General features: G+C 70.5%; 12 protein-coding genes. 4 read left to right on the top strand and 8 right to left on the bottom strand.

What is annotated here, in order from left to right:
* Positions 1-301 precede the first annotated feature (301 nt).
* The 5 genes from ABZ565_RS16915 to ABZ565_RS16895 all read right to left on the bottom strand — a co-directional run bounded on the left by ABZ565_RS16915 (position 302) and on the right by ABZ565_RS16895 (position 5771).
* On the bottom strand, positions 302-1102 hold the full coding sequence (locus ABZ565_RS16915; protein WP_361026608.1) for an SAM-dependent methyltransferase: 801 nt from the start codon (positions 1100-1102) through the stop codon (positions 302-304).
* Between the two features lie 119 nt (positions 1103-1221).
* Positions 1222-2205, bottom strand: a complete 984-nt coding sequence (gene yjfF / locus ABZ565_RS16910; protein WP_361026605.1) for a galactofuranose ABC transporter, permease protein YjfF — start codon at positions 2203-2205, stop codon at positions 1222-1224.
* On the bottom strand, positions 2202-3209 hold the full coding sequence (locus tag ABZ565_RS16905; RefSeq protein ID WP_361026602.1) for an ABC transporter permease: 1008 nt from the start codon (positions 3207-3209) through the stop codon (positions 2202-2204). Before ABZ565_RS16905 ends, yjfF begins: the two co-directional genes overlap by 4 nt.
* Positions 3206-4753: a sugar ABC transporter ATP-binding protein gene (locus ABZ565_RS16900; RefSeq protein WP_361026599.1), complete on the bottom strand. Its 1548-nt coding sequence runs from the start codon at positions 4751-4753 to the stop codon at positions 3206-3208. The genes ABZ565_RS16905 and ABZ565_RS16900 overlap by 4 nt, the downstream gene beginning before the upstream one ends.
* A 67-nt stretch (positions 4754-4820) precedes the next feature.
* The gene (locus tag ABZ565_RS16895) at positions 4821-5771 is read right to left on the bottom strand and encodes an ABC transporter substrate-binding protein (protein WP_361026978.1); all 951 of its coding nucleotides are present in this window, start codon (positions 5769-5771) and stop codon (positions 4821-4823) included.
* Positions 5772-6112: 341 nt separating this feature from the next.
* Here ABZ565_RS16895 and ABZ565_RS16890 point away from each other — a divergent pair, with 341 nt between their 5' ends.
* A complete protein-coding gene (locus ABZ565_RS16890) occupies positions 6113-7153 on the top strand; it encodes a LacI family DNA-binding transcriptional regulator (protein WP_361026596.1) in 1041 nt (346 codons plus the stop codon).
* Between the two features lie 60 nt (positions 7154-7213).
* Here ABZ565_RS16890 and araD read toward each other — a convergent pair whose 3' ends face one another.
* The 3 genes from araD to araB form a co-directional block, all read right to left on the bottom strand.
* On the bottom strand, positions 7214-7927 hold the full coding sequence (araD, locus tag ABZ565_RS16885; protein ID WP_361026593.1) for an L-ribulose-5-phosphate 4-epimerase AraD: 714 nt from the start codon (positions 7925-7927) through the stop codon (positions 7214-7216).
* 35 nt (positions 7928-7962) lie between these two features.
* The gene (gene araA / locus ABZ565_RS16880) at positions 7963-9471 is read right to left on the bottom strand and encodes an L-arabinose isomerase (protein ID WP_361026590.1); all 1509 of its coding nucleotides are present in this window, start codon (positions 9469-9471) and stop codon (positions 7963-7965) included.
* Between the two features lie 71 nt (positions 9472-9542).
* Positions 9543-11249, bottom strand: coding sequence for a ribulokinase (gene araB / locus ABZ565_RS16875; protein WP_361026587.1), 1707 nt, complete (start codon positions 11247-11249; stop codon positions 9543-9545).
* A gap of 317 nt (positions 11250-11566) precedes the next feature.
* On the opposite strand from araB, the gene chvE reads away from it, so the two are divergent.
* From chvE to mmsB, 3 genes are read left to right on the top strand one after another with little or no spacing between them, the layout of a single operon-like run.
* Complete coding sequence (gene chvE / locus ABZ565_RS16870; RefSeq protein ID WP_361026584.1) at positions 11567-12676, top strand: multiple monosaccharide ABC transporter substrate-binding protein; 1110 nt, start codon at positions 11567-11569, stop codon at positions 12674-12676.
* 47 nt (positions 12677-12723) lie between these two features.
* Positions 12724-14295, top strand: coding sequence for a multiple monosaccharide ABC transporter ATP-binding protein (mmsA, locus tag ABZ565_RS16865; protein WP_361026975.1), 1572 nt, complete (start codon positions 12724-12726; stop codon positions 14293-14295).
* Complete coding sequence (mmsB, locus tag ABZ565_RS16860) at positions 14292-15539, top strand: multiple monosaccharide ABC transporter permease (RefSeq protein WP_361026581.1); 1248 nt, start codon at positions 14292-14294, stop codon at positions 15537-15539. Before mmsA ends, mmsB begins: the two co-directional genes overlap by 4 nt.
* Positions 15540-15598: the final 59 nt, after the last annotated feature.

The raw sequence follows: 15598 nt of genomic DNA, 5'->3' as shown, positions 1-15598 counted from the left end.
GCAAGGACGCACCCGCGCGACCCGCCGACCGGTCGGCCTGCGCGAGTGGGAGGTGCTGCGGGCACGCCTCGGCGACATGGCCTCGGGGACTCGTTGAGCCTTGAGCCGTATCTCGGTGTCGATGACGTTTCCAGAGGCAGGGAACTGCATGGTCAACTTGTCCGCGTTGTACGGATGTTCGGCAAGACGGCTCATCTCCGCTCGCGCGGGGGGTTCATGCGTGCCCTGACAACTTCATGACGTACGTGGCGAAGTCGTCGGCCTCGACGAGCCCGGGGAGCGAGCCGCCTGGCCGGCCCGGCTACCGCTTGGCGGCGACGAAGCCCCACTGGTCGACCGGCTCTCCGGTGACCGGCTCCTCGGGGCGCCACAGGCTGATGGAGCCGAAGCCCGGTTCCACCAGTTCGAGGCCGTCCGCGAAGGTGGCGACGATTTCCCTGGGGCGCGAGATGTACGGCATGGCGCCGCCGCTGGCGTACTCGTCGGACCCGGCCCGGGTCTCCGGGGTCTCGATGGTGTCGCACAGCATCAGATGGCTGCCGGCGGGCAGCGCGTCCAGGTAGCCGCGGAGCAGGGCCGCGGCCTCGTCCGCGTCCGCCACGTGTCCCAGCGTCGAGAGCAGCATCACGGCCACCGGGCGGCTGAGGTCCAGGGTCCGGGCGGCCTCGCGCAGCACCTTCTCCGTGTCCCTCAGGTCCGCGTGCACGTAGTCCGTGGCGCCCTCGGGCCGGCTCGTCAGCAGGGCCCGGGCGTGGGCGAGGACGATCGGGTCGTTGTCCACGTACACGATGCGTGCCGTCGGCTCGACGCCCTGGGCGACCTCGTGGGTGGCGTTCGCCGTCGGCAGGCCGGTGCCGAGGTCCAGGAACTGCCGAACGCCCGCCTCGGCGGCCAGATAGCGCACGGCCCGCGCCTGGAACGCCCGGGAGGCGCGCGCTATCTCGATGATCTGGGGGAACAGCTCCTCCATCGTGGCCCCGAGCCGGCGGTCCACCTCGTAGTTGTCCTTGCCGCCCAGCCAGTAGTTCCACACCCGCGCCGAGTGCGGTGTGCCCGTGTCGATTCCGTCCACCGCCACCTGGTTGCCCTGCCCGTCAGTCATCGGCCCTCTTCACGTCGTGCGCCGGAGGCACGGACGACTCCGTGCCGCGCAGGCCCATGTTTCCTCACCGGCCACATCCGCACCAGCCCGAAGTGGGGCAACTCCCCTGGCAGGCCCGGTTATCGGGGCTGCCGCACGATGACGCGCTGGAGGACGATGAAGGCCAGCAGGAGGGCGCCGATGACGATCTTGGTCCACCAGGAGCTGAGGGTGCCCTCGAACGAGATCAGTGCCTGCACGGTGCCGAGGACCAGGACGCCCGCCATCGAACCGGCCACATAGCCCACCCCGCCGGCCAGCAGGGTGCCGCCTATGACCACGGCGGCGATGACGTCCAGCTCCATGCCGACCGCGTGCAGCCCGTAGCCGGAGAGCATGTACAGCGCGAACAGCAGGCCGCCCAGGGCGGAGCAGAAGCCGCTCACCGCGTAGACGCCGACCTTGGCCCTCGTGGTGGGCAGGCCCATCAGCCGCGCCGAGGTCTCGCTGCCGCCGACCGCGTACACCGTGCGGCCGAAGCGGGTGAGGTGGAGGACGTACACCGCGGCCGCCACCACGGCCAGGGCGACGAGCACGCTGTAGGTGACCGTGACGTCGCCGGGCAGTTCGATCGTGCCGGTGGCGAAGTCTCGGAAGGACGTGTTGGTGATGGACACCGACTCGACGCTGATGAGGAAGCACAGCCCCCGGGCCAGGAACATCCCCGCCAGGGTGACGATGAACGGCTGCACGTCGAAGTAGTGGATGACCAGGCCCATCAGCAGGCCGAGGACGGTCCCGGACACGAGCACCGCGAGGACGGACAGCAGGACCGGCCAGCCCGCCCGGAGGGTGGACGCGGCGATCATGGTGGACAGGGCGGCGACCGCGCCCACGGAGAGGTCGATGCCGCCGGTGAGGATGACGAAGGTCATGCCGACGGCGAGCACGATGAGGAAGGCGTTGTCGATGAAGAGGTTGGCGACGACCTGGCCGGAGGCGAAGTCCGGGTAACGGACCGAGCCGATCCCGAAGGTCACCGCGAACACCACGACAGTGGCGACGACCGGCAGGAATCGCTGGGGAAGGCGTGGTCGTACGGAAGCGAAGGCCGATGTGCTCATCCGGCGGCCACCTTCTGGGTCTGGGGAGCGGTTACGGAGGGCTTGCGCCGGCCGCCGATGATCCGCGCCGTGCGCGGGGACTGCAGCAGGCACACGGCGATCACCACGACCGCCTTGAACAGCAGGGTGACGTTGGTGGGCACGCCGATGGAGTAGACGGTCGTCGTCAGCGTCTGGATGACGAGCGCTCCGACGAGGGTGCCGCCCAGGGAGTAGCGGCCGCCGGCGAGCGAGGTGCCGCCGATGACGACCGCGAGGATGGCGTCCATCTCGATCCACAGACCGGCGTTGTTGGCGTCGGCGGCACTGACGTTGGAGCTGATCATCAGTCCGGCCACACCGGCGCAGAACGCGGCGAAGACGTAGACGGTCCAGGTGATCGTGCGGGAGCGGACCCCGGCGAGCTTGCTGGCCTCGGGGTTGGCGCCCACCGCTTCGATCAGCATGCCGAGGGCGGTGCGGCGGGTCAGCAGGGCGACGCCGCCGAGGACCGCGAGGCTGATCAGGATCGCGATCGGCAGGACGAGGAAGCCGGCGCCGATCTGCCGGTACGCGGAGCTGTCGACGGTGACGATCTGGCCTTCCGTGAGCAGCATCGCGCCACCGCGTCCGGCCGTCATCAGGACGAGGGTCGCGATGATCGGCTGGATGCCGAGGACGGAGACCAGGAAGCCGTTCCACAGGCCGAGCAGCACGCATACGGCCAGGGCGAGGAGGATGGCGGTCGGCACGTCCCCGCCGTCGGCGATCCAGGTGCAGCCGATCGCGCCCGCGATCGCGGCGACCGCGCCCACGGACAGGTCGATGCCCCGGGTGGCGATGACCAGGGTCATGCCCACGGCGATGAGCATGGTCGGGGCGCCGTTGCGGAGGATGTCCACCAGGCTGCCGTACAAGTGGCCGTCCTGGATGCGCAGTTCCAGGAAGGAGTGCGTGAAGACGACGTTGAGCAGGAGCAGGCCGGCCAGTGCGACGAGCGGCCAGAGCAGACGTCCGCGGATCACGAGGCCACCGCCGCATCCGCGTGGGCGTCGGCCGCGATGGCCGACATGACGGCGTCCACGGAGACGTCACCGCCGGACAGTTCGGCCACCTTGTGCCGGTCCCGCAGGACCACGACCCGGTCGGACACCCGTACCACCTCCTCCAGTTCGGCGGAGATGAACAGCACCGCCATGCCCTCGGCCGCCAGTTCGGCGACCACCTTCTGAATCTGTGCCTTGGCGCCGACGTCGATGCCCCGGGTGGGCTCGTCCAGGATGAGGAGCCGGGGCCGGGTCACCAGCCATCGGGCCAGCAGCACCTTCTGCTGGTTGCCGCCGGAGAGGTTGCCCATCACGGCGTCGGGGTCGGCCGGGCGGATGTCCAGCCGCTCGATGTACTCGGCCACCATCGCCTCGGCGGTGCGCCGGGGCACCGGCCGCGCCCAGCCCCGGGCGGCCTGGGTGGCGAGGATCAGATTGTCGCGGACGCTCAGATCGGCGACGACGCCCTCGGCCTTGCGGTCCTCGGAGCAGAAGGCGACCCCCTTGGCGATGAGGGAGCGCGGTCCCCGGGCCCGTACCGTCTCGCCGCCGACGGAGAGGGTGCCCTTGTCGGCGCGGTCGGCGCCGCACAGCAGCCGCGCGAGTTCGGTCCGGCCGGACCCCAGCAGCCCGGCGAGGCCGACGACCTCGCCCTCGTGGATGTCCAGGTCGAAGGGCTCGACCGCACCGGCCCGGCCGAGGCCGCGGGCGACCAGGACCGGGGCGCTGCCCGGTGCCCGCTCCTCCGAGCGGCGCTCGACCTCGGACAGCACGCCGAGCTCACGGCCCAGCATCGCCGACACCAGGGCCATGCGGTCGAGGTCCTTCGGCAGGTACTCCCCCACCAGCGTGCCGTTGCGCAGCACCGTCATCCGGTCCGACAGCTCGTAGACCTGGTCCAGGAAGTGGGAGACGAAGAGGATCGCCACGCCCTCGTCCCGCAGCACGCGCACGATGCGCAACAGCTCCTCGACCTCGTCGCTGTCCAGGCTGGAGGTCGGCTCGTCCAGGACCAGCACCCGCGCGTCCACCACCAGTGCCCGGGCGATCGCCACGAGCTGCTGCACGGCGATGGAATGGCTGCTCAGTACGGAGCCGGGGTCGATGGTCAGACCGATCCTGGCCAGGAGTCCGGTGGCGCGGGCCCGCATGGCCCGGCCGTCGATGGCGCCCAGTCTGCGCGGTTCGTGGCCGAGCAGGATGTTCTCGGCCACCGACAGGTTCGGGCAGAGGTTGACCTCCTGGTAGACGGTGCTGATCCCGGCGTCCTGGGCCTGGCCGGGGGTGGTGAACTCGACCGGCTCGTCGTTCAGCCGGATGGTGCCGGCCGCCGGCCGGTGGACTCCGGTGAGGGCCTTGATCAGGGTGGACTTGCCCGCGCCGTTCTCACCCATGAGTGCGTGCACCTCACCGGGGAACAGGCGGAAGTCGACGCCCGCGAGCGCCTTGACGCCGGCGAACTCGACGGTGATACCGCGCATGTCGACGACCGGGCTGGCGCCGGCCGCTGGGGAATCGGTCATGACCCGTGCTTTCGTCAAGGGGGGAGCGGCCCCGCCACCCGTCCCGGTGGCGGGGCCGCGGCGCCTGTCAGTACTTCCGGTCCTTGAGGACCTTCGCCGCCTGCTCCGAGGTGAAGGCCGTCTCCTCGGTGACCACGCGCTCCGGGACCTTCTCGCCCTTGACGACCTTCTTCGCCAGGTCCATCAGCTGGTCGCCGAGGAGCGGGTTGCACTCCACGATGTAGTTGATCTCGCCGTCCGCGAGGGCCTGCATGCCGGCCTTGACCGCGTCCACGGTGATGATCTTGATGTCGGTGCCGGGCTTCTTGCCGGCCGCCTTGATCGCCTCGATGGCGCCGAGACCCATGTCGTCGTTGTGGGAGTACACGACGTTGATGTCGGGGTGCGACTTCAGCAGCGCCTCCATGACCTGCTTGCCGCCCGCCCGGGTGAAGTCACCGCTCTGCGAGGCCACGATCTTGATGTCGGACTTCCCGGCGATGGCCTCCTTGAAGCCCTTCTGCCGGTCGATGGCCGGTGCGGCTCCCGTGGTGCCCTGGATCTCCGCGACGTTGGCCGGGCCGTTCGTGTTCTCGGTCAGCCACTTGCCGGCTTTGCGGCCCTCCTCGACGAAGTCGGAGCCGAGGAACGCCTTGTACAGGGAGGTGTCCTCGGAGTCGACGGCCCGGTCGGTGAGGATCACCGGGATCTTCGCGCGCTTGGCCTCCAGCAGGACCGCGTCCCAGCCCGTCTCCACGACCGGGCTGAAGGCGATCACGTCGACCTTCTGCTGGATGTAGGAGCGGATGGCCTTGATCTGGTTCTCCTGCTTCTGCTGCGCGTCGGAGAACTTCAGCTCGATGCCGGCGCTCTTGGCCGACTCCCTTACCGACTTGGTGTTGGCGGTGCGCCAGCCGCTCTCCGCGCCCACCTGGGCGAAGCCCATGACCAGCTTGTCGCCGCCGGACGCCTTGGACCCGCCGCCGTCGCCGCTCCCGCAGGCCGTCAGCGTGGCCAGCGCCAGCGCGCAGCCGACCATGGCAATTTTCTTGAACACAGCGTCGTCCTCCATCGTGAACCGTGCGTCCCTGCCGCCGACCTCTGCGATCGGGGGCCACGGGCGTCAACAGTGAGCGCTAACATTTACCGCGTCAACCCCTGGGGAAACCACAATTCGGCATCGTCGCGCACTTGTTGTGGACGAGACTGTTAGCGCTCACTATGAGTCGGTCGCCTGACCGGGACCGGCCTCGGCGGGGCGCGGTGGCAGCCCGCGCCGCGGGGCCGTACCCCGGCCGGGGCGTAGATTGAACGTTCATTGCGGATCACCCGCGGTCCCCGGCGGACAAGCCGGGACGGGGCGGTCACCGTCAGAAGGAGATGGGTGTGGAGGACGCCACGGCGACGAGTCCGGTGGTGCGGGAACCGGCGATGACCGATGTCGCGCGGCTCGCGGGCGTGTCGCATCAGACGGTGTCCCGGGTGCTCAACAGCCACCCCAACGTGCGCGAGCAGACCCGGCTGAGGGTGCTCGCGGCGGTGAAGGAGCTGGGCTACCGGCCCAACCGCGCGGCGCGCGCCCTGGTGACGGGGCGCTCGCAGCTGATCGGCGTGATCGCCCAGAACTCCACGCTGTACGGGCCCTCCTCGCTCCTGGCCGCCTTCGAGATCGCCGCCGCCCGCCAGGGCTTCGCGGTGAGCGTGCACCGGGTGCCCGAGCTGGGGCAGTCCTCGATCACCGCCGCCGTCGAGCGCCACCGCGACGAGCGCGTGGCCGGGATAGTGGTCATCGCGCCCACCGCCTCGGCCGACGCCGCGCTGGCCGGGGTGCCCGCCGAGGTCCCCCTGGTCACCATCGACGGCGACCCCGAGCGCGGTGCTCCGATGGTGTCCGTGGACCAGGAGCAGGGCGCGTACGAGGCCACGAAGCACCTGCTGGAGGCCGGGCACGAGACGGTGTGGCACATCTCGGGCCCGCCGGACTGGTTCGACGCGGCGGGCCGCATCCGCGGGTGGCGCCGGGCGCTGCAGGAGGCCGGGGCGGAGGTGCCGCCGGTCAGCACGGGCGACTGGTCCGCCGCCTCCGGGTACCGGACGGGGCAGATGCTGGCCCGGATGCCGGAGGTCACCGCGGTCTTCGCGGCCAACGACCACCAGGCACTCGGCGCCCTGCGCGCGATGACCGAGCGGGGGCGTTCGGTCCCGGACCAGGTGAGCATCATCGGGTTCGACGACGTGCCCGAGTCGGCGTTCTACTCGCCGCCGCTGACCACCGTGCGCCAGGACTTCGGCGCGGTCGCCACCACGACGCTCGACCTCCTGCTCGGGCTGATCAACGGTGCCGCGACGAAGGGCGCGCAGCCCGTCATCACCCCGGAGCTCGTCCGCCGCGAGAGCGTGCGGCCGCCCGCCGGCCACTGACCGGAGCCCGGCCCCCGCACACGGTGTGCGGGGCCCGGGCCCGTACGGCGTGCGGTGGTGTCACGCGGCTCCGGGGTTGCCGTAGTAGGCGTCCGGGCCGTGTTTACGGGTGAAGTGGCGGTCCAGCAGGTGCTGCGGGGGTTCCACCGTGCCCAGCGCGATGGTGTGCAGGGCCATCTCCGCCACCGCCTCGCAGATGATGGCGTGCTCCAGGGACTTGGTGGCGTCGGCGCCCCAGGTGAACGGGCCGTGGTGGGCGACCAGGGCGCCGGGCACCTCCGCCGCCCGGGTGTCGTCGCGCTCCAGGAGGTCCACGATGACCTGCCCGGTGTTGTACTCGTAGTCCTCGGCGCACTGCTCGGGCGTCAGCGCGGCGGTGACGGGGACGGGCCCGTTGAAGGTGTCGGCGTGGGTGGTGCCGAGCACCGGGATCGGGCGCCGGGCCTGGGCGAAGGCGACGGCGTGGGTGGAGTGGGTGTGGGTCACCCCGCCGATCGAGGGGAAGGCCAGATAGAGGCTGCGGTGGGTCTCGGTGTCGGTGGACGGGCGGAGCCGGCCCTCCACGACGCTTCCGTCGGCCAGGGAGACGACGACGAGGTCGTCGGCGCCCAGCGCGTCGTAGGAGACCCCGGACGGCTTGATGACGAAGACGCCGGCCTCCCGGTCGACCCCGCTCACATTGCCCCAGGTGAGGGTGGCGAGCCCGGCCCTGGGGATGCGGAGGTTGGCTTCGAGTACGTCCCGGCGCAGCTCTTTCGATACGGTCCCGGCCACGGAGGGCTCCGTCCTGGTGGAGGTGTCGGCGGCGGTCACAGGCTCTGGGCCAGCCGGTGGTACGCCTGGTTCCAGCGCAGTTCGCGGGTGAAGCGCCGGATGGTGGTGTCGCGGTCGATGACGGCGAGCTCGGTGCGCAGCATCTCGGCGAGGTCTTCCAGCTCCTCGCCGACGAGTGCGGTGGTGAGGACGGTGTGGTGCGGTGCTCCGGCCGTGAGCCATGCCTCGGTGGAGGTACGCAGGTCGGGGCTCGGCCGCCACACGGCGCGGGCCACCGGCAGCGCGGGCAGCGGTTCCGGCGGGGTGACGACATCGATGTGGTTGGCGACGAGCCGGAAGCGGTCGCCCATGTCCGCGAGCCCGACGACCACGGCCGGGCCGGGGGCCGCGTCGAAGACGAGCCGGACCGGGTCCTCCCGGCCGCCGATGGAGAGCGGGTGGATCTCGCAGCTGGGGGTCGCCGTGGTGAGCGAGGGGCAGACCTCCAGCATGTGGGCGCCGAGGATGAGCTCCTGGCCGGGCGTCAGGTCGTAGGTGTAGTCCTCCATGAACGACGTGCCGCCGGGCAGCCCGTGGGCCATGGCCTTGAGCGTGCGCAGCAGGACGGAGGTCTTCCAGTCGCCCTCCCCGCCGAAGCCGTAGCCGTCGGCCATCAGGCGCTGGACGGCGAGCCCGGGCAGCTGGCGCAGACCGCCGAGGTCCTCGAAGTTCGTGGTGAAGGCGCGGAACCCGCCCTCGGTGAGGAAGGAGCGCAGACCGGCCTCGATGCGGGCGGCGTAGCGCAGGGACTCGTGGCGCTCGCCGCCCGGCCGCAGCTCGGGGGCGAGGGCGTAGAGGTCCTGGTACTCCTTGACGAGCGCGGTGACGGTGTCCTCGTCGGCGGCGTCGACGGCGGTGACGAGGTCGTTGACGCCGTAGGTGTTGACGGAGACCCCGAACCGCAGCTGGGCCTCCACCTTGTCGCCCTCGGTGACGGCGACGTCGCGCATGTTGTCGCCGAACCGGGCGAGCCTGAGATCGGCGAGTTCGGCGCGGCCCACGGCGGCGCGCGCCCAGCCGGCGATGCGGTCGACCACCTCGGGGGTGGTGACATGGCCGGCGACGGTCTTGCGGGGGACGCCGAGGCGGGTCTGCACGAAGCCGAACTCGCGGTCGCCGTGGGCGGCCTGGTTCAGGTTCATGAAGTCCATGTCGATGGTGGACCAGGGCAGTTGGCGGTTGGCCTGGGTGTGCAGGTGCAGCAGCGGTTTGCTGAGCGCGTCGAGGCCGGCGATCCACATCTTGGCCGGGGAGAAGGTGTGCATCCAGGCGATGAGGCCGATGCACCGGTCGTCGGCGTTCGCGTCGAGACAGACCCTGCGGATGGCGGCCGCGTCGGTGAGGACGGGCTTCCAGACCACGCGCACCGTCATCTGCGGCTGGTCCGCGAGGGTGTCGCGGATGACCCGTGACTGGTCGGCGACCTGGGCCAGGGTCTCGTCGCCGTAGAGGGACTGGCTGCCGGTGAGAAACCAGATCTCGCGGTCGGGCTGGGCGAGCGTCATGTCGGGTGTGCTCCTCGGTTGTGCGGGGAAGTGAGGTCCGGGTCTGGCGGTCCCGGTGGAGGATGTGCCGGTCAGCCGGCGGTGGCGGTGCGCGCGGCGTTGCGGATCCTGCGGAGGCGGTGCAGGAGGAGGTCGGCGCCGGTGCCGAAGTGGTCGTGCAGGGCGCGGTATTCGCGGAACAGCGCGTCGTAGGCGTCCGCCCGGCCGGGGTCGGGGGTGTACGCGTGCCGCTGGACGCTCCCCATCGCGGCGGCGGCGGTCCGGACGTCCGGGTGGGCGCCCGCGGCGACGGCGGCGTGGATGGCGGAGCCGAGGGCGGGGCCCTGCTCGGAGGTGCCGAGGGAGACGGGGCGGCGCAGGACGTCGGCGTAGATCTGCATGAGGAGGGCGTTCTTCTTGAGGCCGCCGGTGACGATGAACTCCTCGACGGGAATCCCCCCCGCCTCGAACGCCTCAACGATCACCCGGGTGCCGTAGGCGGTGGATTCGAGCAGGGCGAGGTAGACGTCCTCGGGGCGGGTGTCGAGGGTGAGCCCCGCGACGACTCCGGAGAGGTGGTGGTCGACCAGGGTGGACCGGTTGCCGTTCATCCAGTCCAGGGCGACCAGGCCGTGCGCCCCGACCGGCTGCCCGGCGGCCTTGCGGGTCAGGAGCTGGTGCAGGTCCTCGCCCGCGTCCCTGGCCTCGGTGCGGTAGTCGTCCGGGACGCCCTGCCGGAGCCACCAGGCGAAGATGTCGCCCACCGCGCTCTGCCCTGCCTCGTAACCGTAGGCGCCGTCCACGATGCCGCCCTCGACCACCCCGCAGATGCCCGGGACGTCGGCGAGGGTGGCGCCGTTGAGTACGTGGCAGGTGGAGGTGCCCATGATGGCGAGCAGCCGCCCGTTCTCGACGGCTCCGGCGGCGGGGGCCGCCACATGCGCGTCGACGTTGCCCGCGGCCACGGCGATGCCCTCGGGCAGGCCGGTCCAGGCGGCGGCGCGGCCGCTCAGACCGCCGGCGCGCGAACCCAGCGCCGACAGCGGGTGCTCCAGACGGGTGGCGGGGAAGTCCGCGAAGTCCGGGTGGAGGAGGGCGAGGAAGTCGGGCGTGGGGTAGGCCCCGTCCTGGTGGATGCCCTTGTAGCCGGCGGTGCAGGTGTTGCGCGACTCGGTGCCGGTGAGCTGCCAGACGATCCAGTCGGCCGCCTCGATCCAGCGGGCGCAGGCGGCGTAGACCCCGGGGTCCTCCTCCAGCACCTGGAGGGCCTTGGCGAACTGCCACTCGGAGGAGATCCTGCCCCCGTACCGGCTGATCCACTTCTCGCCCCGGTCGTGCGCGAGGGCGTTGATGCGGTCGGCCTGCTCCTGGGCGGCGTGGTGCTTCCACAGCTTCGGCCAGGCGTGCGGCCGGTCGGCCCACTCGGGCAGCAGGGCGAGCGGGACGCCCTCCGCGGTGGCCGGCAGGACCGTGCAGGCGGTGAAGTCGGTGGCGATGCCGATGACGCGGGCCGGGTCGGCCCCGGCCGCCTCGACCGCCGCAGGGACGGCGGTACGGAGCACGTCGCGCCAGTCCTCGGGGTGCTGCAACGCCCAGTCGGGGGGCAGCGGTACGCCGGTGAGCGGGAGGCGGTCCTCGATGACGGCGTGGCGGTAGTCGTGGACCGCCGAGCCGAGTTCGGCGCCGTCGCGGACCCTGACCACCACGGCGCGCCCGGAAAGGGTGCCGAAGTCCACCCCGACCGTGCAGGCGTCGGGATGGTGACGTTCGACGGGGTCGGAACTGGCGTGTGGCGTCACGATGCGGTCTCTCTCGTCAGGGGTGGAGGGGCAGCAGTGGGCCCCCGATGATTGTTAGCGCTCACAACCAATGGGGGCAAGGGCTGCGTGCACTTTTGTCGTTCCCGGCCGGCCCGGCGGCGACACCCACCTCCGCGCGTAGGGCGACTCGCACGTCGAACGTGCGGGATGCGCCACGATTACCTCCCTTTCCTCCGGTTACGGCCGCACCTCGACGCAAGAAAAGACCCGGAGTCCCCTTGCACCCCATTGATGCGAGCGCTAACAATCGAGCTTCACTCAGGCCGCCGCGACGACGGGATTGTCAGGTCATGCCCATGAAGAACTTCCGAGCCGCGTCCGCCCTCGTGGCGGTGACCACCGGCTGCGCCCTGCTCCTCACCGCCTGCGGACAGGACAGCGAGGGAGGCAGCCAGGAGAAGAAGGACAAGAAGGACGTCACCATCGGCATCGCCATGCCGACCAAGTCCTCCGAGCGGTGGATCGCCGACGGCAAGAACATGACCGCGAGCCTGAAGAAGGCCGGGTTCGCCACCACCCTCCAGTACGGGGAGGACGACCCCGACCAGCAGGTCGCCCAGATCGAGAACATGATCACGCAGGGCGTGGACGCGCTCGTCGTGGCCGCCATCAACGGCGAGGCCCTGTCCAACGTCCTCCAGCAGGCCGCGGACGCCGACATCCCCGTGATCTCGTACGACCGGCTCATCCTGGGCTCCCCGCACGTCGACTACTACGCCTCCTTCGACAACGAGAAGGTCGGCGAGCTCCAGGCCACGTACATCGTCGACAAGCTCGGGCTGAAGAGCGGTGCGAAGAAGGGCCCGTTCAACATCGAGCTGTTCGCCGGGTCCAACGACGACAACAACACCAAGTACTTCTTCAACGGCGCCATGAAGGTGCTGAAGCCCTACTTCGACAAGAAGCAGCTGGTCGTGCGCTCCAAGCAGACCCGGCTCAACCAGGTCACCACGCTGCGCTGGGACGGCGGGACCGCGCAGAAGCGCATGGACGACCTGCTGACCTCCTCGTACTCCAGCGCGCACGTCGACGCGGTGCTCTCCCCGTACGACGGCATCTCCATCGGCATCCTGTCCGCCCTGAAGTCCGACGACTACGGGAGCAAGGCCAAGCCGCTCCCGGTCGTCACCGGTCAGGACGCGGAGGTCGCCTCCGTGAAGTCGATCATCGCCGGACAGCAGACCCAGACCGTCTACAAGGACACCCGCGCCCTGGCCCAGGTCGCGGCGGACATGGTGACCGCGGTCCTCGGCGGCAAGAAGCCCGAGGTCAACGACGAGTCCACGTACGACAACGGCAAGAAGGTCGTGCCCGCCTTCCTGCTCGACCCGGTCAGCGTCGACAGGACGAACTACCGGAAGGTCCTGGTCGACTCCGGCTACATCGACGCCAAGGAGCTCGGGTGAGCCCCGCCGCACCCGAATCCCCCGCCGCGCCCGGCCCCATCCTCGACATGCGGTCCATCGTCAAGACGTTCCCCGGTGTCAGGGCGCTCTCCGAGGTGACCCTGTCCGTGCGGCGCGGCGAAGTGCACGCCCTGTGCGGGGAGAACGGTGCCGGCAAGTCGACGCTCATGAAGGTGCTCTCCGGCGTCCACCCGCACGGCTCGTACGAGGGCGAGATCCTCTTCGACGGCGAACCGTGCCACTTCAAGGACATCCGGGCCAGCGAGCAGCGCGGAATCGTCATCATCCACCAGGAACTCGCGCTCGTCCCCCATCTGTCGATCGCCGAGAACGTCTTCCTGGGCAACGAACCGGCCCGGCGCGGGATCATCGACTGGCGCGAGTCCCTGCGCCGCGCGTCCGCGCTGCTCAAGCGGGTCGGTCTGGACGACCATCCGGAGACCCGGGTCGCCGACATCGGTGTCGGCAAGCAGCAGTTGGTGGAGATCGCGAAGGCGCTGGCGAAGGACGTCCGGCTGCTGATCCTGGACGAGCCCACCGCCGCGCTCAACGACGAGGACAGCGCCAAGCTGCTGCGGCTGATGCGGGAGCTGAAGGACCAGGGCATCACCTCGATCATCATCTCGCACAAGCTGAACGAGATCGCCAGGATCGCCGACTCCGTCACCATCCTGCGCGACGGGCGGTCCATCGAGACCCTGGACGTCAGCGACCCGGCCACCACCGAGGAACGCATCATCCGCGGCATGGTGGGCCGGGACCTCGACAGCCGCTTCCCCGACCGCACCCCGTACACCGGCGAGACCGACGCCCGGCCCGCCCTGGAGGTCAGGGACTGGACGGTGCGCCACCCGCTCGACCGGGGCCGCAAGGTGGTCGACGGGGTCTCGCTCCAGGTCCGGCGCGGCGAGATCGTGGGCATCGCCGGTCTCATGGGCGCCGGCCGGACCGAACTCGCGATGAGCGTCTTCGGGCGCTCCTACGGGCACTACGAGCGCGGCTCCGTCCTCAGGGACGGGCGCGAGGTGCGTACCCGTACGGTCCCCGACGCGGTCGCCCACGGCATCGCGTACGTCACCGAGGACCGCAAGCACTACGGCCTCGACCTCGGGGACTCGGTGGGCCGCAACATCTCGCTCGCCTCGCTCGGCTCCCTGGCCCGGCGGGGTGTCGTGGACGGCCACGAGGAACGCAAGGTGGCCGAGCGGTACCGGCGGACCATGAACATCAAGACGCCGAACGTCCTCGAACCGGTCGGCCGGCTCTCCGGCGGCAACCAGCAGAAGGTCGTCCTCAGCAAGTGGATCCTCACCGGTCCGGACGTCCTCATCCTGGACGAGCCCACGCGCGGCGTGGACGTGGGCGCCAAGTTCGAGATCTACACCGTGATCGACCGGCTCGCCGCCGAGGGCAAGGCGATCCTCTTCATCTCCTCCGAGCTGCCCGAACTGCTCGGCATGTGCGACCGCGTGTACACCATGGCCGCCGGCCGGCTGACCGGCGAGGTCGCCCGTGAGGACGCCACCCAGGAAGTGCTGATGCGGCACATGACCCAGGACACCCCCGTACCACCGGTGGCCACCGCGGGCACCACCCCCACCGAAGGACAGCAGGCATGAGCACCGACGTCAGCAAGCACACGAAGGCCGCCCCGCCCCCGGGCCGGGGCGGGTCACCGCAGACGGGAACCCCGGTCCTCCGGGTTCTCCTGGACGGCGTACGGCGGAACATGCGCCAGTACGGCATGCTCTTCGCGCTCGGTCTGATCGTGCTCCTGTTCCAGGTCTGGACGGGGGGCGACCTGCTGCTTCCGCGCAACGTCTCCAACCTGGTGCTCCAGAACAGCTACATCCTGATCCTGGCCATCGGCATGATGATCGTCATCATCGCCGGGCACATCGACCTGTCGGTGGGCTCCCTGATGGCGCTGGTCGGGGGCGTCGGCGCGGTGCTCATGGTCGAGCACCATCTGGCCTGGCCGGTCGCCGTGGTCCTCACCCTGCTGCTCGGGGCCGTCGCGGGGGCGCTCCAGGGCTTCTTCATCGCGTACGTCGGCATTCCGTCGTTCATCGTGACGCTCGCGGGGATGCTGCTGTTCCGGGGGCTGACGGAGATCTTCCTCAAGGGGCAGACGCTCGGCCCGTTCCCGGAGGGCATGCAGCGGGTCGCCAACGGCTTCCTGCCCGAGGCGGGGCTGGAGACGAACTACCACAACATCACGCTGCTGCTGGGCCTGGGGCTGGCGGCGTACGTGGTGCTCCAGGAGCTGCGGGACCGCCGGCGGCAGCGCGAGTTCACGCTGGAGACCCTGCCGACGGGACTGTTCGCGCTGAAGGTGACGGCGCTGGTCGCCGCCGTGCTGGTCACGACCCTGCTGCTGGCGAGCTACAAGGGCGCGCCGGTGGTGCTGCTGATCCTGGCCGTGCTGCTGGTCGGCTTCGGTTACGTCATGCGGAACGCGGTGATCGGGCGTCATGTGTACGCGATCGGCGGCAACCTGCCCGCCGCGAAGCTGTCCGGGGTCAAGGACCGGAAGGTGACCTTCGCGGTCTTCCTCAACATGGGGATGCTCGCGGCGCTGGCCGGCCTGGTCTTCGCGGCCCGCTTCAACGCGGCCTCGCCGAAGGCGGGGGTGAACTTCGAACTGGAGGCCATCGCCGCCGCGTTCATCGGCGGGGCGTCGATGAGCGGTGGTGTGGGCACCGTGCTGGGGGCCATCATCGGCGGCCTGGTCCTCGGTGTGCTCAACAACGGGATGAACCTGGTCGGGGTCGGCACCGACTGGCAGCAGGTCATCAAGGGCCTGGTGCTGCTCGCGGCGGTCGGCTTCGACGTGTGGAACAAGCGGAGGGCGGGCGCCTGACCCGCGGGGAATGGTGGGTGCCGCCGGTCCGGCGGCACCCACCATTCCCGGAAGTCCAT

The organism is Streptomyces sp. NPDC016469 (assembly GCF_040632905.1).
GTDB lineage: Bacteria > Actinomycetota > Actinomycetes > Streptomycetales > Streptomycetaceae > Streptomyces.
The sequence above is the reverse complement of the archived record's forward strand: the minus strand, read 5'-3'. Positions and strand labels throughout refer to the sequence as shown.